Source organism: Agrobacterium vacciniicorymbosi, from assembly GCF_040427045.1.
Classification (GTDB): Bacteria; Pseudomonadota; Alphaproteobacteria; order Rhizobiales; family Rhizobiaceae; genus Agrobacterium.
Genome location: NZ_JBETMF010000002.1, coordinates 177,175 through 194,152, shown reverse-complemented (window position 1 = coordinate 194,152; position 16,978 = coordinate 177,175). Strand labels below are relative to the sequence as shown.

Sequence of the window (16,978 nt, the reverse complement as noted above, 5' to 3'; positions counted from 1 at the left end):
GCTTGAGACATTGGGGTGTTCCGATACTGTCCAGCGCACGCCCCATCAAGCCTCATGGAACGCACCAATGTTTGCTCAATGTATCAGGGTCGTTTTATTCATCGTTATTCCGGGCGTCCTCGCAATCGACAAGGCGCAGGCAGAAGATGGTCCGAGTTGCGATGGCAGGGCTGAGGCCATAGTCCGCCACGCCTATCCTGATGCCACGAAGAGTAGCGGGGAAACATTCCAGTTCCGCGGCTCAACAATCCAGATCAACGACGGCGAAACCAGTGGTGACACGCCGCATACGATGAAATGCCGTGTCTGGCCGGCCAATCCTCAACTCACGCTCGTCGCGGTGCCCCTGATCAAGTCCACAAATGAAGATGGCACCGTGGGCGACTTGGATCTTCTGGTAATCGACACAGCCAGTTCAGCGGTAAAACATCGCCTGCTTCTTGCCGATAGAATGAATGACGATGCGATAAGCATCAGCGCGGTCGAATTCGACACGGCACGCTACAGGTTGACGCAAGACCAGACGGCCTTCGGCTTGCGCATATCGACTTCAGGCAGCTCAAGGCCAAACCCTTACGATGGCGCGGGCTTGTGGCTGTATGTGATAGAAGATGGTTCGCTTCGCCCGGTGCTGGATGGCTTGGTCGTCTCACAGAATGGAGGCGAATGGGACACAAATTGCGCCGGTGAGTTTCAGTCGAGTGGAAGTACGCTTTCGATGAGTGCGAACAGAACCAACGGTTACGCAGACATAACCTTGGTTGAAACGAAATCGACAAAGACCAGCTTCGTTGAAAAAGACAATGAATGCAAAGACAAGACCGTCACCAGCAAGCCGCAGACATTGCGTCTGGTCTATGACGGGGAGCGATACCCCATACCGGAAGATAGACGCGCTTTGAGCGAGTGAAATAGAAACGATACCCTAAAAGTAGAATCTGGGTTCCGCCCGGAGAAAACGTTCCGGCCTCAAAATGTGAGATGAACCATTCTTTTTTATCGGCTTGCTTCATTCAACGATCAAAGAGCGGAAATGCATTTCCGCTCCGTTTTTTTGAGTATCGTTCCGCTCTGTCACCAATTCTTCCGAACCAGTTCGCCCTGTGCCGAGCATGCATAAAGACCACCGGAAGGACCGTAGGCGTGCATCGTCGATAGAGCGACTGCAGGACGCGCGCCCACATCAGGTGAATGGCCGGGACCGTTGCCCGTCATGTCGGTGGATGTCAGCCCCGGGTCGACAGCATTCACCTTGATCCCCTCTCGATCCAGTTCTTTGGCCAGCTTGACGGTCAGCATGTTCAGAGCTGTCTTTGATGCACAGTAGCCGCCGAAGCCAACGCCCCACATTTCGCTGCGCATATCGAGCGCATCCTCCAGCGAACTGAGGCCGCTACTCATCATCACGATCCGAGCCGCCTTTGATCTGCGCAGCAATGGCAGGAAGGCCTGTGTCACCCGCAATGTTCCAAACACATTGGTTTCGAACATCTGCCTGATCTCGTCGATGGATTCCTCCTCGAGCGAGGGCGGCGGCGCATACATTAGGCCCGCGTTGTTCACCAGCACGTCAAGGCCGCTATTGTCATAGCCGACGACCCTGACGGCGGCGGCAACGCTACCCTCGTTGGTGACGTCAAGCTGGACGGCACGGGCATCGATGCCCTCGCTTTGCAAATGTTCAACCGCCGCATCGGCCCGCGAAACGTCCCGGCAACCAAGCCAGACGACGTAGCCATGTTTGCCCAGCTGACGCGCAATGGCGAGGCCGATACCCTTGTTGGCGCCTGTGATAAGCGCAGTCGTCTGTGTGTCAGTCATCTCGTATATCCGTCGATTTCGTCGGCGGAGATATACTACGAAATTCGTATTATTCAATATCCGTATTTTTTATTTTTTCCGCCAGATCCAGGAATGCGATCCTGTCGTCATGATCGAGCGCCTCCAACATCGCGCGACATGAGGAGCGATAGCCATCCATGTAGCCCTTAACCACCGTCATTCCGCCCTGCGTGAGCGTCAGAGCCACCGACCGACGATTGGCCTCCGGCCGCTCCCGCTCTATCATTTCCCGGCGAACCAGACGGTCGGCCGAGGAAGACATGGTTGTCAGGGCGACCTGGAGGTGGCGGGCCACGTCGCCCAGGCTGCATTCGGGATGATCGTTGATGAACAGGAGGACCTGTATATCCAGCGCATTGAGCGCGTTCTGCACGGCAGCGGATGCCTCTGCGACCTTAAAGCGGCGGGTAAAGCGCTCGAAGGCAATAGCGAGCTGTTCGGTTTGATCGGACGTGGGTTCTGTCATTCCCGGTATTAAGCATTTCCGTAGACAGAACAAAAGCCGAGTGTGAGAGGCCGCGCGAAAACTCCCGTCGATCATCGTGCGAACTCGTTCCGGTTCAAAAGATGATTTTCAGGTTCGGGAATGTCCGGTTAACGCTCTTTCTCACGCTAACCCGATCTGCGCTGGTCCTATTTCTCGCTGACCAGCAATGCATTGCCCCGTCGTCCGCTGCGGATATGCAGGGAAAGCGGACAATGTAAGCTACTCATTTCATTGCATCTGGAAGGAGTGTGGCAAACTTCTCAGTGACGAGATGACTGCTTTTGGAGCATCGCTGTCAGATCTTCATTGCCAAAAAAACTCGTATCCTCTTTCACGGCAAGCCAGCTTGCCGCGAGGATTTGCAACTGATTGATTTGTAAGATGTTACATCCCCGGGACGAGCCCGAGGATGTCAAAAATCGGCGTTTGCAATTTCAAGAAGTAAGAGCAGCACAGTGCCGCCCTCCTCTTCATGATTACTGCCAAACCACAACCCGCGCCTTGTTCGGCACACGGTCGTAGAGGTCGATGATGTCCTGATTCATCAGGCGGACGCAGCCGGACGAGACGGCTTTGCCGATGGAGTTCCACTCTGGCGAGCCGTGCAGGCGATAGAGCGTGTCCTTGCCGTTCTGGAAGATATAGAGCGCGCGGGCGCCGAGCGGGTTTTTCAGGCCCGGTGGCATGCCGCCGTTCTTGGAGGAGAACTTGACCAGTTCCGGCTGGCGGGCAACCATCTCGTCTGGCGGGGTCCATTTTGGCCACTTCTGACGCCATTGGATGACGCCTTCACCCGACCATGCGAAGCCTTCGCGGCCAATGCCGACGCCGTAGCGCATGGCGGAGCCGCCGGGCTCGACAACGTAGAGGAAGCGCGAGCGCGTATCGACGACGATGGTGCCGGCAGGTTCGCCGGTTGGATCGACGACGCGCTGGCGATAGTAGCGGCGGTCGATCTTCTGGTAAGGCACGGCGGGAATGACGTAACCGCCATCCTCTACGGTGCCGTACATCACGGCAAGCTCGGCATCGGAAATGCCACCTGCAAACATCGAGCGGAAATCGCCCGCAAAGTTGCTGGCAATGCTGCCCGGCTGCACGCTGTTATAGGGACGAACGCCGGAAGAGGCGCAGCCCGCTAGAAGCGATGCAGAGGAAAGGCCGAGAAGGGAAAGGAAAGTGCGTCTGGAAAGATCTGTGTCGGTGCTCATCATAAGGCCGTTTTTCTCACATCGAAGCGACTAGGCGGATGTTAGCGGGGTTGCAGAACCATCCTTCAATCTCGCTGTACGTCATTTGTTCCACAGCAGATCACGTATTGGTATAGTAGTTAATACATAGCTAAAGGCCAGTTGCCGATCTGCAACATGGCCTGTTTGCGCAAGCTTTCCTGCCCTGCGTGATCAGATAACCACAATCGGCGCGCCCTGCGGCACGCGGTCGTACAAATCGATGACATCCTGATTGAGCATGCGCACGCAGCCGGACGATGTCGCCTTGCCCACCGACTGCCAGTCCGGCGTGCCGTGAACGCGGTACAGCGTGTCCTTGCCATCCTTGAAAATGTAAAGCGCCCGGGCACCGAGCGGATTGTTGAGACCGGGGATCATGCCGCCATTGGCAGCCGATATCGACGCCAGTTCCGGTTGTCGCTGCACCATCTCGTCCGGCGGCGTCCAGCGCGGCCATTTGGCCTTCCACTGTATCTTGCCGCGACCGGCCCAGGCATAACCATCGCGACCGAGGCCCACGCCATAACGCACGGCCTTGCCGCCCGGCTGAACCAGATAGAGGAAGTGCTGCTTGGTATCGACCACGATCGTGCCCGGCGCTTCCGCCGTCTGGTAACTCACGTCCTGACGCAGAAAACGGGGATCGACCCGCGAATAGGGAATAGCGGGCAGCGTATGGCCGTCATCGCTGAGCTGGTCATACATCACGCGGTGCAGCGGGTTCGACACCGGCAGGCCATAACCCAGCGTCTGATTGTTGCTGTAAGCGGGCGAAAGGCCAGACCCCGTTGGCCGCGCCGTGGATGGCGGGCCGTAATGCTGCTGGAACTGCGAACGGAAGAGATCCGGCGGACGGCTGTTGATCGACCCCGGCGTCGGTGGCAGCGGCTGGCGCGGAATGGAGCCGACATTGTTGTAATTGAAGACAGGTGCCGTTTCCTGCACGAACACATCCGGGTTCATGCGGCTCGTATCCGTCACGAACAGGCACCCACTCAACATCGGCATGAGCGAGAGCACCGCGAGGGAGACAAGGCGACGGCAGTGTTTCAGGGATAGAACTGTCATTGAACCGCTTCACAGGGAGTCATCTTTGCGATGACAATGCCCTGCCCGGCTGGCGCGAAGCTGGAGGAATGGTCAGTTCGGAGCGATGTCAGGCAAACTGATTGAAGAAACGAATGCTTTCCACCACCGCTCCCGGCACCACGCCATTATGCGTGCCCTTTAGCAGCATATTGTCGATGGGCATGCCAGCAGAACGCACGCGCTCCATCAACAGCTTGTGGTCATCATCGAAGGGCCGCTCTTCCGTTCCGCGCAGCAGCAACGTCGGGCATTTCAGGCTGGGCCCGAAACAGACCGAGGAGCGCATGATGAACTCCTGCGGATTGCTGCCATCGAAGCAAAGCTCGTCCGAATAGCGGTTGAAATAGCGCCAGGAATTCACGCCTGCCGAAATCGGCACCGCGGCGCGGAATTTCCGCGTCATGGACGCCAGAAGCGACAACGTGCCGCCATTGGAATGGCCCGCGAGATAGAGGCGATCCTTGTCGATACCCGGCAGGTTTTCCAGATAGGAAGCCGCCGCCAACGCATCGGATGTTTCATCATAAAAGCCGGAATAATTGCCCTTTTGGCCGTTTTCACCCCGGAAAGATGGCAGGAGAACCACAAAGCCCGCGTCCCAATAGGGCTTCATCAAAGCCCAGTGACCGTCCCCCGTGGCATTGCCGCCATGGAGGAAAAGCACCGCCGGTTTCAGCGTGCTGGACGGCGTGTAATCAGATAGCCACGCAACAAGCTCGATAGAACCATTAGGCCCACCGGGATACGTCACCCGCGTCCCGCCATCCGGCGTACCAAGCGGCGAAGATTTTTCCGGTGCCGAAATCTTGCGCAGCAGATGCGTGTGAAACCGCTTGCGCGCATCGGCATAATCCACGGCCTCCAGCGGCATGAACTCCGGCATCGTCAGGCTGGCACGCGCATGCGGCGCAAGCAGCGCAGCGGCAGACAGCCCCGCCGCCCCGGCCAGCAAAGTGCGACGCGTCAGGCGTTTGGAAATGGTGTCGGTGGAGGAGAGTTTATCGACCATATGCGATGACCCTAAACAGCGTTGCGCACATTTCAATTTCACCATTGACCCATTCGGTTGTCCACTCACTGTTTTGAGAAACCAATGATATCATCACTCTTTCTCCTCAATCATCGCCATCAGCGTCGATAACCTGTCTGCCTCTGATGGCAGCTTGTCGGCGCGGAGGCGGGCGATTCTTGGAAAGCGCATGGCTACGCCGGATTTGTGGCGGTTGGAGCGGTTTATGCCTTCGAAGGCCACTTCCAGCACGAAACCGAAACTGGGCGTGGCGCGAACGGCCCGGACGGGGCCGAAACGTTCGACCGTGTTATCGCGTACGAACTTGTCCAACACTTCCAATTCCGCATCGGTAAAGCCGAAATAGGCTTTACCGACGGGCACCAGTTGCTCGCCATCCTCGTTTTCGGACCAGACGCCAAAGGTGAAGTCCGAATAATAGCTGGAGCGTTTGCCGTGGCCGCGCTGGGCATACATCATCACGGCATCGATGTTGAAGGGATCACGTTTCCACTTGAACCACGGACCCTTGGCACGACCTGCCTGATAGATGCTGTCCTTGCGCTTGATCATGACGCCTTCAATGACGGGATCGGGCGGCGCTTTTCGCAGGGTTTCCAGCTCATCCCAGTTGTCGAAGGGCACCAGCGGCGACAGATCGAACCTGTCATGCGGGGCGTTTTCGATGAGATGGGTCAGCTTTTCCCGGCGCTTGAGAAAAACCTCGCCGCGAATATCGTCATCGCCCTCGAACAGAAGGTCGTAGGCGCGGATGAAGGCGGGGTATTCCTCCAGCATTTTGCCCGTCACTGTCTTGCGGTTCAGGCGCTGTTGCAGATCCGAAAAAGTGCGGGTGGAATTGTTGGAACGGGCGGTGCCGCCGATCAGCAGTTCACCATCGATGACGCCTTCGAAATTGATTCTGTCGAGAACGTCTGGAAAGGCGCCGGAAATATCATCGCCTGAACGGGAATAGAGCTTTCTGGTCTCGCCGGAGCGCGACAGCTGCACACGAATGCCATCCCATTTCCACTCGGCAACGAAGTCCTTGGGATCGAGGTTTTGCAGATCGTTATCGCCGACGGGCGTCGACAGCATGACCGAATGAAAAATCGCAGGCGTTGCAAGCACCGGGCGCTCGGCCTTGCCCTCCAGCCATGCGAAAAGCGGCTCATAGGGCGGGGTCAGGCCGTGCCACAGTGTTTCGATTTCAGTGATATCCCTGCCGCCAAAATCCGCCAGAGCCTGCCGGGCAAGCCGCGCTGACACGCCAATGCGCAGGCCACCGGTGACGAGTTTCAGAAACGCAAAACGCGACGACGTTTCCAGCCGATCCAAGAGATCGCGCACCGCTGAGCGAACCTCTGTGCGGCCCAGCGAATTCATCAGATCGACAATTTCGCCAAGGCCGGGGTCTTGGATGTCCGGCGGGTTGATATTCTGACTGGTATCCCAGACAAGAGAGATCGTCTCGGCCAGATCGCCAACATAATCATAGGAATAGTGAAACAGCACATCGTCCATCCGCTCCAGCACCAATTCGCGCAGCATGGCGGGCTTGATGCTTTTCAGGTCCAGCGTGCCTGCAATGGCGGCAAGGCCATAGCCCCGGTCGGGGTCGGGGGTGTCGCGGAAGTAGTCGGTCAGCAGTTTGAGTTTGCCGTTGCGGGAGGGTGTTAGGACGAGGCGGTCTAGGAGGGTTGCGAAGGATTTCATGGGTGGGGATGCTCCCTGCGTTGGGGAACTGCGGGTGGGACACCCCCCTCTGTCCTGCCGGACATCTCCCCCTCAAGGGGGGAGATAGACTCGTGGTTGGCTCTCGCCCATATCGAAGGCTGCGTATGAAGTGGGGAGCACGCGTCTGGCCGATCTCCCCCCTTGAGGGGGAGATGTCCGGCAGGACAGAGGGGGGTAAGCCGCAAACTCCGCACCATCAATCCCCTTCATCCTCATAGCCCACCAGATGCAGCGGCCGTGCCGGAATGCCCTGCAGCTCGCACCAGCGCACCAGCGCCTCCTCGCGGCCATGGGTTACCCAGACCTGAGACGGCGCGACTTCCTTGATGGTCTCCAACAATTCCGGCCAGTCACAATGGTCGGAGATAACAAGCGGTAGTTCCACGCCGCCCTGTTTGGCGCGCTGGCGCACCATCATCCAGCCGGAGGCGAAGGAGATCAGCGGTTCGTTGAAGCGACGCGCCCATTTTTCCTGAAAAGCGGAGGGCGGGCCGACGACGATGGCGCCTTTGAACTGGGCGGGGTTGCTTTTTTCCAGCGTCGCGGGGCGAAGGTCGCCGAGGTCGATTCCTTGCGACACATAGTAGTCGCAGAGCTTGACCAGCGCCCCGTGAATATAGACGGGCTCACGGTAGCCGTTGTCACGCAGCAGACGCAGCACGCGCTGCGCCTTACCAAGCGAGTAGGCACCGACCAGATGGGTGCGTTCGGGGAACTGCTTGATGGAGGTCAGCAGCTTGGCGATTTCGCGGCTGGGTTTTGGGTGGTGGAAAACAGGCAGGCCGAAGGTGGCTTCGGTAATGAAGACATCGCATTTCACCGGCTCGAAAGGCGCGCAGGTGGGATCGACACCGCGCTTGTAATCGCCGGATGCGACGATGCGTGTGCCGCCATGTTCGATGGAAATCTGTGCTGAACCGAGAACGTGACCTGCGGGATAAAAGCCAACCGTGACGCCGTTGATCTCCACCGTCTCGCCAAAACCGACGGCCTGTTCGCTGCCGGTGAAATCCTCGCCGTAGCGGATGCGCATGATATCCAGCGTCTGGCGGGTGGCGAGAACCTTCTCATGCCCTGCGCGGGCGTGGTCGGAATGGCCGTGGGTAATCAGCGCCCGTGGCACCGGGCGCACGGGATCGACATAGAAATCGCCGACGGAGCAATAGAGCCCCTTAGGCGTGGGATAGAGCAATTTCTCTGGTTTCATAAGCGCTATCGATTGCGGCGTGGATGGAAGAAACGTTTGTCAAAGCAACACGTTCCTCCCGCCACAACTTTTCAGCGCCTGGCCTTATTCCACTGCCGCAACCGGCTTTTCGACGACTGCTGCGGGCAGTCTGACGTTCTTCAAGGCAAGTGCTGCAACGAGGCCGATGACTGCGGTGACTGCCGCTGCGTAAAACAGAGGCGTGAAGGCCCCGGCATAGAGATTGGCGACAGCGCTTTGCGATGCGGCAGGCAGTTCTGCCAGCATCTTGGGTGTCAATTCCTGTATCTTGCCGACGCCGGGAATATCCACACCGACGCCCTTGAGATTGGCTGAAATGATCGCGCCATAGATCGAGATCGCAATCGCCGCCCCACCCATGCGCGTCAGCGAGACCGCGCCGCTGGCTGCACCGATATCTGCCTTCGGCGCCGAATTCTGCACGCCGATGATGGGTGCCTGCTGTCCAAGGCCAACACCGAGCCCCTGTGCGAACAGGATGATGGCAATGACGAAGAGCGGCGTTCCCGCATGCATTTGCGAGAGCGACAGCATGGCCAACACTGCGATGGACAGGCTGATGACGGAGAATATCTTGTAGCTGCCCGTTTTGGAAATCAGCCGCCCCGCCGTGAGCGACCCCATAACGATACCGCCGGTGACGGCTATGAAGAACAGGCCGGCTGACGACGGAGAAAGGCCCGTCGTCGTTTGCAGGAACAGCGCGTAGTAGTTGACCATGCCGATGCCAAGACCGCCGCTGACCAACGAAATGATCATGAACAGCGGAAAGGTGCTGTCCTTGAACAGCCGCAGCGGCACGACAGGTTCCGGCGCACGGCGCTCCACCTGCACCCACAAATAGGCTGTGATGGCCGCAAAGGCGACGATGCAGAGGCTCTTCCAGGCGAAGATCGAACCGAAGAGCTGCGAACTATCGGCCCACAGCACGACGCTGGAAATTGTCAGCGCCAGAAGGATCGCACCGAGATAATCGATCTTGGGCTGCCGTTCCGGGCGACGATAGGGCAGAAGGAAAGCAAGCCCCGTCAGCACGATGATGCCGATGGGCAGGTTGATGAGGAAGATCGAGCGCCAACCGAAGAGATCGCTCATCGTGCCGCCGAGGATTGGCCCGACGCTGCCCGATGCCATGATGACGAGGCTGGAATAGCTTTGGTAACGTGCCCTCTCCCGTGCCTCGAACAGATCGGCATTGACGGAAAAGATCGACACCATGATACCACCGCCGCCGAGGCCTTGCAGTACACGCGCGGCAATCAGCGAATCCATCGACCATGCCAGACCGCAGGCGAGCGAGCCCAGCGTAAAGATGACGATGGCGGCCATCATGACGTATTTGCGCCCGAAGAGATCGCCCAGCTTGCCATAGACAGGCATGACGGCGCTGGTTGCCAAGAGATAGGCAGAGCCGATCCAGCCAAAGCGTTCCAGCGCACCGAACTCACCCACGATCGTCGGCAGGGCCGTCGATACGATCTGGTTGTCGAGCGTCGCCATGAACATGGCAAACATCAGAAAGAAGAAAACAACAAGCCTGCGACGGCGATCCGCGACGAGGGGCGCCACAGGCGTAACGGACATATCCATGGGAGGGTCTCACGCTTGATGGAGAATTTATGTGCCTTTCGCACATATATGTCAATGGCACATTTCTGTGTCTGTGTTATATTGCGTGAAATTATCGGGGAATCGCAGATATGAACGAGCACGCATCACTGTCGAAAGAGTGTGAAAACACCGATCGCGATGACGTGCTGGATATCAGCCACACCATGACACGTATGCGGCTGATGATTGGGCGGCGTGTGATTGGCCGCATGGCCATTGCCAAGCTGGCACCGGGGTTGGAGCTTTCGCATATCGATGTGCTCGATATCGTCAACCGCGCCGAAGGCTCGGCCACCGTGGGTGCCATTGCAGATGCCATGCGTCTCGACCCTTCGCGCGGCAGCCGCGTGGTGGCGGAAATGGTGAGCAGAGGTCTGTTGAAACGGGAAGCGTCACAGGAAGACGGACGCCGCAGCGTCATCGACATCACACCACTCGGCCACAGCATTCTGGCGGAAATGCGCAGCGCCAAGATCAGCATCATCCGCGAAGTCGTCAGCGACTGGCCAGAGCAGGACGTGGCGGATTTCGCGCGGCTGTTCGACCGGTTTATCGGTCGGTTCGAAAAGCGCCTCGCACCGGATGCCCTGGCTCTGACGGTAAAAGCGGTGGAAAGCCGTTAAGCGGGAGAAACTTCACGCAATATTCAGAACGCCGACGCTTTCCGACTTTGCGCCGCCCGCAGAACTCTGACTGGCCCATCCCGCCGCGCCGCATCCGGCTTCACATGGTGACCGCGCTTAGTCCTCCAGCTTTCCATCTGCCGGACAGATAGCAGCAGCACGATAGCCGCGCCCGCATAAACCGGCGTCGAGATTGCATCGAAAATGGTATCGGTATTTGTCATAGAAACCTCCATCGGTTGATGGAGGCAGATTAGAACAGGCCGGGAGCGCTCGATTTGCGCAAGATCAAATCCGCGCAGCGCGGCGCAAACCCCGGTTATTTCGAGAATAGATTAAATCATTTAATTTCAGTAACTTACGCTATTTCTCTGAATATTGAGGCAATGTGCCGCAGGCGTCAGATGCCATCGCCAAACGTCTGCTCGAAGACCCGCACACTGTTGCGGCCCTGCTTCTTGGCCTCGTACATGGCAGCATCTGCCTTGGCCAGAAGGGCTTCCGGCGTTTCACCATCACCGGGGTAGAAGGCCGTGCCGGAGGAACAGGTAACGCTGATTGAACCGCTTTCCAGCGCAATCGGCTCTGCCGCGCGCTGACGAATGGCTTCCAGCCGCCGCAAGATGCCGGGCTCGTCATGTTTGGGGTTGCTGAAGATGATGGCGAACTCATCGCCACCCAACCGCACGGCAATGTCGGACGCGCGAATGCAGCTGGTGATCCGCTCTGCCAGGCTGCGCAGAACCTCATCCCCCACGGCATGGCCGTGGACATCGTTGATCTGCTTGAAATTGTCGAGATCGATATAGGTGATGGCCACCAGCCGGTCTTCGCGTCTGGCCTCATGAATGGCGCGGCGGAACTGGCTCCAGAACAGGTTTCTGTTGGAAAGCCCCGTCAGCGGATCGTGGTGCGCCATGAAATTCACGCGCTCTTCCGCGCGGCGGCGGTCGATGGCGATACCGGCGATGTTGGTCGCCATATCGATGATTTCTTTTTCGATATCGGTCGGCATGCGCACCGTGCCGGAATACAGCGCGAAGGTGCCCAGCAACACGCCGCCATTGCCCATGATCGGCGTGGACCAACAGGAACGAAGATTATGACGCATGACGACATCGACGGATTCCGCCCAGCGCGGGTCCTGAAACGTATCGCTGACATAGACGGCTTCGCGGTGCCACGCCGCCGCCCCGCACGAGCCGATGCCCGGACCAATTTCGACGCCGTTGATCAGCGACGTGTAGCTATCGGGAAGAGAGGGAGCAGCACCATTCCATAGCCGGTTCTGCTCCAGCAGCAGAATAGAGCCGGTGAGATTGTGCAGCATGTTCTCCACCGTCTTGACCACGGCTTCCAGTATGGACGTCAACGGCTGGCCGTGTACGATCATTTCCAGAAGTGCTGCATGACTGTGGCGAAGCGTTTCCTGCCATTTGGCGGCAGTGATATCGCGGGAAATACCGGCAAGACCAACGATCTCGCCCTTGTCGTCGCGAATAGGAATGCGCGTGCCGGAGTACCAGCGGACATGGCCGTCCATCGCCACACGTTCTTCGGCCTCATAAAGACCCTCGCCCGTGGTCATGATGTTACGATCCATCACGTCGATCCGGCGTGCGACATCGGGTGGTGCCATGTCATAAATGGTAAGGCGGCGTCCCTGCATGAAATCAGCGGGACGCCCAAGACAGGCGAGCGCTGCCGCATTCATATACGTATAGTAACCATCTATGTCTTTGAGAAAGACCATTTCAGGAATATTGTTGAGCAGATAGGCCAGCCGTGCATCCGCAAGGCCGTTCGTCAGAAAATCCGTTGCCAATGCTTGCATGCCAAACGAACGAGCGCCATTTTCTTCACGCATCGCGCAACAACCCCTACCGAACCCAGTCTTTCCTGTTTGCAATTGCTCTTGCGACTGAATGCCATACTTCACGGTAACAGCTCAGCTTGCACGACCATGGAGCAAAAATACTTATGCCCCATTAAAATGAGTCGTAACACTGTCTGTAACGGGAAATATATTTATGCGTGAACAATATTGGTGCAATATAGCCGCAGATAGCTCTAATTCGATTTAAATGCAATCGAAAGATGCACAGGGGCTTCCAAAAAAATCGGCTATCCCATCACTATTCCGACTTCCGTTTTCCAAGCGGCAGCAATAGGTTGCCCTCCAGCAATCGAAGGGGATCTGGAATGCTGACGATTTATGGGGTTTATCGCTCTCGCGCCACGCGCACACTTTGGCTGGCGGGAGAACTCGGGCTGGAGTTCCGCCATGTGCCTGTCATTCAGGCCAGACGCGTGACTGATCCGCTGGCGGCAGGCGCTCCGCTTAACACGCTGACGCCGTCCTTTCTGGCGATCAACCCCATGGGCACCATTCCCTGCATCGAAGATGACGGCATGGTTCTCTACGAATCCATGGCGATCAACATGTATCTCGCCCGCAAGCATGGCACGGCGCTTGCGCCTGCCGATCTTTCCGAAGACGCGCTGATGATGCAGTGGTCGTTCTTTGCCGCGACCGAAATCGAAACCAATGCGCTGAAGATTTCCTCCACCGTGGCCGAGGGGCTGGCAGGCACCGATGCCGGCCAAGCCGTGATCGAGGTTGCGGCCCGCATGCTGCGCCGTCCGTTCAAGGTCCTGGAGCAGCATCTGTCCGGCAATGACTATCTGGTCGGTAACCGTTTCAGCGTCGCAGACATAAACGCCGCTGAAGTCGTGCGTTACGCCCAGGCGCACGTGCCCTTGTTCGACGCCAATCCGGCTGTCCGGGCCTGGCTGGAACGCTGCCAGTCCCGCCCGGCCTTCAAGGCCATGTGGAGCGCCCGCGACAGCGAAGCGGCGTAATCACAGCGCTGACGTCACCCTGATATCGCCGACATGGATGCCGTTCCAGTTCTTCATGGAACGGTTTGCCATGCCCAACAGCGCCTGCTGCCGGGCGCTGTCCTTTTCGGAATAGCGGGCCAGAAGCGCGGCAATCATCGCTTCGGCAGCGCGCGTGGTGCCGTCTTCGCATTTCACCGCCATGGCGATGCCCTGTTCCGGCAGGACCGCGACGAACACGCCTTCTGCACCCGTTTTGGCAAATATCTGGCCGGGCGCGAGTTCCATCAGCCGCGTGCAGGTGCGGCCCGTTCCGGCCACGTAAAAGGGCTCCGCCATGCAGGCATCGATCAGGCGGCGGGAGGCTTTGGCCCGGCCTGCCTCAAGCCCCTGCCCTGTCGCCATCTTCGCAAAGCCATGCGCCAGGTTTTTCAGCGGCACAGCGTAATTGGGAATGGAGCAGCCATCCGTGCCGCAATTATCATGACCAAGCGCCGTGCCCGTTAGGCTGTCCATCGTCGCGCGAATGTCCCGCTGCAGCGGGTGGTCGTAGCCGACATAGCCCTTCGGGTCAGTGCCCGTGTGGACACAGGTGCAGACGAAGCCAGAATGCTTGCCGGAGCAGTTGTTGTGCAGGGCCGTCGGCTTGTCCAGAGTTCGGGCCTGATGGATGATGGTCTTCTGGTCGGATGACCAATGCGCGCCGCATTCCAGCGTCTCGACATCCCTGCCCGCCTTGGCCAGCATCGCGGCGGCGAGTTGCACATGCGCATCTTCGCCAGAATGCGAGGAGCAGGCGAGCGCCAGTTCCCGGTTGCCAAAGCCGTAAGCATCCGCAGCCCCGCTTTCCATCAGCGGCAGCGCCTGCATGGCCTTGCAGGCGGAGCGTGGAAACACGCCGCTTTCAATATCTCCAGCGGAAAACACGACCGCGCCATCCCCATCGACCACCACGGCCATGCCACGATGGCGGCTTTCGACAAGATTTCCTCTGGTGACTTCGACGGTAACGGGGTTGTGCATGGGGCGGCCTCAAAAAATACGAAATTGAGACTGTTCTATCCAACTTCTCTTATCGATGCACGAGGCCCACAGTTGAAACTTGCCAAACGTTTGCTGCTTGCCATTCTTATCATCTACCTGCTGCCCGCGCTGGCTTCGGCTGGCCTGTGGGTCATGAAAGAGCACCCGACCGGCTATCGCAACGCGCGCTGGTCTTCCGCAGGTATTCTGCCTGAAGCACCGGCGGACAAGCCAGCGGCGATCTATGTCTATTCCGCCATGACCGGAGGCTTCAAGGGCTCGATTGCCAGCCACGCCTGGATCGTGATGAAGGAGAAAGGTGCCGACAGCTATGAGCGCTACGACAAGGTCGGCTGGGGCACGCCCATCCGCCGTAACGCCTATGCTCCGGACGCCTATTGGTATTCCAACATGCCGCGCCTTGTGGTGGAGCTACACGGCGAAGAAGCCGAAAAGCTGATCCCCAAAATGCAAAAAGCCATTGCCGATTACCCCTATGGCAAGGCAGGCGGTTATCGCATCTATCCCGGTCCCAACTCCAACACCTTCGTGGCCCATGTGCTGCGTAGCGTGCCGGAACTGGGCGTCGTGCTGCCGCCAGATGCTGTGGGTCGCGATTATCTGCCCAACGGCGAATTCATTCATGTTGCCGATGACTGGAAGGATATCAGCCTTTCGCTGGGCGGCTTCTTCGGCGTGTCCGCTGGTCAGCGCAGTGGTTTGGAAGTCAATTTCCTCGGACTGGTTGCCGGGATCGACGTGATGAACCCCGGCATCAAAATTCCGGGGCTGGGTTATTTCGGTACGGGCTCACGGCTGGGTGTGTGATCATCGCCGCTGCGGTGAGCGCGCTTGGCGCGAATGCCCTGCGCGATGAAGACCCGGGACAGGCCGTGATAGAGCGGCTCTGCCGAAATCATGCGCGACGTTATATAGCCCAGCATGGACGCCGCCATGATGGGAATGACGGCTTCGTGGTTACCGGTCATTTCCAGAATGATGACGAAAGCCGTCATTGGCGCCTGGACGACGCCGGCAAAATATCCCGCCATGCCAAGGATTGCGCCGAGCCCGATGCTTGTGCCGAGAATGGACGACACCGTGCTGCCGAAACCGGCACCGACCGAAAGCGATGGCGCAAAAATACCGCCGGGAATGCCGGACATCATGGAAAGAAAGGTGGAAGCCAGTTTCTCGATGAAGAAGAATGTCGGCGCTGCCTGACCTTCGATGGCGGACCGCGCCTGTTCATAGCCCGTGCCGAAGGTCGCGCCACCCGTTGCCACACCGATGATGGCGGAGGCCAGACCACAACCGGCGGCCACGATCAGCATACGTTTCAGCGGTACGCTATGGCTCCAGCGGCGAATGCGCTGCGACGCTTTGAGCGCACCGGCACTGAACAGCGCGCCGAACACACCGCCGCCAATGCCGCAGATCAGCACCAGCCCCCAATCCGCCGCCGTCTGCGCCAAGACGTTGCTCGTTCCGAAATAGGTGTAGGTTCCGACTAGTCCCAGCGATGCGAGACCCGACAGAATAACGGCGGTCAGCACCAGACCGTTGGAGCGCGACTCATAAGTCCGGCTCATTTCCTCAATGGCGAAGACGATACCGGCCAGCGGCGTGTTGAAGGCAGCGGCGATGCCTGCGGCAGAACCGGCCAGAATCAGGCCCCGCGCCTGCGCCATGCCGCCAATCCGTGCCGCCTGAAGCATGATCGACGCGCCCACCTGTACCGTCGGCCCCTCACGCCCGATGGACGCTCCCGACAGCAGCCCGGCAATGGTCAACACGATCTTGCCCACCGCCAGTTTTAGTGAGAGCAACCGTGAGCGATCTTCATCATCATGAAAGTGCCGTGCCGCAATGGCCTGCGGAATGCCGCTGCCGCCGGAATTGGGAAACACGGTAATGGCCAGCCACGCGCAAAGCGCAAAGCCGAGTGGCGTGATAATGAGCGGCAGAAGAAAGGCCCACTCCCCCGACGAGGTGACGGAAAAGAACAGATGCTGCGCCCAGTCTGCCATTTTCGCGAAAGCGACGCTGATGACCCCGACAGCCAGAGCGCCGGTCCAGAACACCGCACGCGGCTTCCATATCCGCCACGAACCCCACATGACGCGGGAGCGGCGAAACATTTTCATTTTCTTGTATTTGGAAGGCATGGCAACTTTTCTGTCGTCCGGGGAAGGCCTCAGTTATCGACCTGCGACGCTGGGATTGCAACCTCGTCTTTGACAATTGCCATGGAAT

16 protein-coding genes are annotated in these 16,978 nt (G+C 58.5%); 4 read left to right on the top strand and 12 right to left on the bottom strand.

The genetic code is table 11. The features are described 5' to 3' along the window. The first annotated feature begins 10 nt into the window (after positions 1–10). Entirely contained in the window at positions 11–910 is a 900-nt protein-coding gene (locus tag ABUK73_RS04110; RefSeq protein WP_353576151.1) for a PA3715 family protein, read from the top strand. 164 nt (positions 911–1,074) lie between these two features. Here the strand turns inward: ABUK73_RS04110 and ABUK73_RS04105 are convergent, their stop codons facing one another. From ABUK73_RS04105 to ABUK73_RS04070, 8 genes are all read right to left on the bottom strand, one after another. Beyond that, positions 1,075–1,821, bottom strand: coding sequence for an SDR family oxidoreductase (locus tag ABUK73_RS04105; RefSeq protein ID WP_353576150.1), 747 nt, complete (start codon positions 1,819–1,821; stop codon positions 1,075–1,077). 49 nt (positions 1,822–1,870) lie between these two features. After that, positions 1,871–2,308 (bottom strand): MarR family winged helix-turn-helix transcriptional regulator, encoded by a 438-nt coding sequence (locus tag ABUK73_RS04100; RefSeq protein WP_353576149.1) that lies wholly within the window; start codon positions 2,306–2,308, stop codon positions 1,871–1,873. Positions 2,309–2,805: 497 nt separating this feature from the next. Further along, positions 2,806–3,543, bottom strand: a complete 738-nt coding sequence (locus ABUK73_RS04095; protein ID WP_113086016.1) for a L,D-transpeptidase — start codon at positions 3,541–3,543, stop codon at positions 2,806–2,808. A gap of 189 nt (positions 3,544–3,732) precedes the next feature. Beyond that, complete coding sequence (locus tag ABUK73_RS04090; protein WP_353576148.1) at positions 3,733–4,629, bottom strand: L,D-transpeptidase; 897 nt, start codon at positions 4,627–4,629, stop codon at positions 3,733–3,735. Positions 4,630–4,717: 88 nt separating this feature from the next. Continuing rightward, a complete protein-coding gene (locus ABUK73_RS04085; RefSeq protein ID WP_353576147.1) occupies positions 4,718–5,659 on the bottom strand; it encodes an alpha/beta hydrolase family protein in 942 nt (313 codons plus the stop codon). Positions 5,660–5,752: 93 nt separating this feature from the next. Continuing rightward, the gene (locus ABUK73_RS04080) at positions 5,753–7,375 is read right to left on the bottom strand and encodes a cisplatin damage response ATP-dependent DNA ligase (RefSeq protein ID WP_353576146.1); all 1,623 of its coding nucleotides are present in this window, start codon (positions 7,373–7,375) and stop codon (positions 5,753–5,755) included. Between the two features lie 217 nt (positions 7,376–7,592). Then, positions 7,593–8,603, bottom strand: coding sequence for a ligase-associated DNA damage response exonuclease (locus tag ABUK73_RS04075; RefSeq protein WP_353576145.1), 1,011 nt, complete (start codon positions 8,601–8,603; stop codon positions 7,593–7,595). An 84-nt stretch (positions 8,604–8,687) separates the two neighbouring features. Next, complete coding sequence (locus ABUK73_RS04070; protein WP_162727635.1) at positions 8,688–10,214, bottom strand: MDR family MFS transporter; 1,527 nt, start codon at positions 10,212–10,214, stop codon at positions 8,688–8,690. A 185-nt stretch (positions 10,215–10,399) separates the two neighbouring features. Here ABUK73_RS04070 and ABUK73_RS04065 point away from each other — a divergent pair, with 185 nt between their 5' ends. Next, a complete protein-coding gene (locus ABUK73_RS04065; protein ID WP_454892326.1) occupies positions 10,400–10,858 on the top strand; it encodes a MarR family winged helix-turn-helix transcriptional regulator in 459 nt (152 codons plus the stop codon). A gap of 23 nt (positions 10,859–10,881) precedes the next feature. Here the strand turns inward: ABUK73_RS04065 and ABUK73_RS04060 are convergent, their stop codons facing one another. Further along, on the bottom strand, positions 10,882–11,082 hold the full coding sequence (locus ABUK73_RS04060; RefSeq protein ID WP_353576143.1) for a hypothetical protein: 201 nt from the start codon (positions 11,080–11,082) through the stop codon (positions 10,882–10,884). 176 nt (positions 11,083–11,258) lie between these two features. After that, positions 11,259–12,725: a sensor domain-containing protein gene (locus tag ABUK73_RS04055; protein WP_353576142.1), complete on the bottom strand. Its 1,467-nt coding sequence runs from the start codon at positions 12,723–12,725 to the stop codon at positions 11,259–11,261. 335 nt (positions 12,726–13,060) lie between these two features. On the opposite strand from ABUK73_RS04055, the gene ABUK73_RS04050 reads away from it, so the two are divergent. Further along, on the top strand, positions 13,061–13,720 hold the full coding sequence (locus ABUK73_RS04050) for a glutathione S-transferase family protein (RefSeq protein WP_353576141.1): 660 nt from the start codon (positions 13,061–13,063) through the stop codon (positions 13,718–13,720). Here the strand turns inward: ABUK73_RS04050 and ABUK73_RS04045 are convergent, their stop codons facing one another. After that, positions 13,721–14,722 (bottom strand): asparaginase, encoded by a 1,002-nt coding sequence (locus tag ABUK73_RS04045; RefSeq protein ID WP_353576140.1) that lies wholly within the window; start codon positions 14,720–14,722, stop codon positions 13,721–13,723. It abuts the gene before it with no gap. Positions 14,723–14,794: 72 nt separating this feature from the next. Here ABUK73_RS04045 and ABUK73_RS04040 point away from each other — a divergent pair, with 72 nt between their 5' ends. Next, positions 14,795–15,550, top strand: coding sequence for a DUF3750 domain-containing protein (locus ABUK73_RS04040; RefSeq protein WP_353576139.1), 756 nt, complete (start codon positions 14,795–14,797; stop codon positions 15,548–15,550). Here ABUK73_RS04040 and ABUK73_RS04035 read toward each other — a convergent pair. After that, entirely contained in the window at positions 15,517–16,890 is a 1,374-nt protein-coding gene (locus tag ABUK73_RS04035) for a chloride channel protein (protein ID WP_353576138.1), read from the bottom strand. The two genes, ABUK73_RS04040 and ABUK73_RS04035, sit on opposite strands and share 34 nt — an antisense overlap. Positions 16,891–16,978 lie beyond the last annotated feature (88 nt).

Excerpts from the sequence above, each read along its gene's own strand:
- ABUK73_RS04085 (WP_353576147.1), bottom strand. The coding sequence starts at position 5,659 with ATGGTCGATAAACTCTCCTCCACCGACACCATTTCCAAACGCCTGACG.
- ABUK73_RS04075 (WP_353576145.1), bottom strand. The coding sequence starts at position 8,603 with ATGAAACCAGAGAAATTGCTCTATCCCACGCCTAAGGGGCTCTATTGC.
- ABUK73_RS04035 (WP_353576138.1), bottom strand. The coding sequence starts at position 16,890 with ATGCCTTCCAAATACAAGAAAATGAAAATGTTTCGCCGCTCCCGCGTC.
- ABUK73_RS04100 (WP_353576149.1), bottom strand. The coding sequence starts at position 2,308 with ATGACAGAACCCACGTCCGATCAAACCGAACAGCTCGCTATTGCCTTC.
- ABUK73_RS04080 (WP_353576146.1), bottom strand. The coding sequence starts at position 7,375 with ATGAAATCCTTCGCAACCCTCCTAGACCGCCTCGTCCTAACACCCTCC.
- ABUK73_RS04095 (WP_113086016.1), bottom strand. The coding sequence starts at position 3,543 with ATGATGAGCACCGACACAGATCTTTCCAGACGCACTTTCCTTTCCCTT.
- ABUK73_RS04070 (WP_162727635.1), bottom strand. The coding sequence starts at position 10,214 with ATGGATATGTCCGTTACGCCTGTGGCGCCCCTCGTCGCGGATCGCCGT.
- ABUK73_RS04045 (WP_353576140.1), bottom strand. The coding sequence starts at position 14,722 with ATGCACAACCCCGTTACCGTCGAAGTCACCAGAGGAAATCTTGTCGAA.
- ABUK73_RS04105 (WP_353576150.1), bottom strand. The coding sequence starts at position 1,821 with ATGACTGACACACAGACGACTGCGCTTATCACAGGCGCCAACAAGGGT.
- ABUK73_RS04050 (WP_353576141.1), top strand. The coding sequence starts at position 13,061 with ATGCTGACGATTTATGGGGTTTATCGCTCTCGCGCCACGCGCACACTT.
- ABUK73_RS04090 (WP_353576148.1), bottom strand. The coding sequence starts at position 4,629 with ATGACAGTTCTATCCCTGAAACACTGCCGTCGCCTTGTCTCCCTCGCG.
- ABUK73_RS04060 (WP_353576143.1), bottom strand. The coding sequence starts at position 11,082 with ATGACAAATACCGATACCATTTTCGATGCAATCTCGACGCCGGTTTAT.
- ABUK73_RS04055 (WP_353576142.1), bottom strand. The coding sequence starts at position 12,725 with ATGCGTGAAGAAAATGGCGCTCGTTCGTTTGGCATGCAAGCATTGGCA.
- ABUK73_RS04065 (WP_454892326.1), top strand. The coding sequence starts at position 10,400 with ATGACACGTATGCGGCTGATGATTGGGCGGCGTGTGATTGGCCGCATG.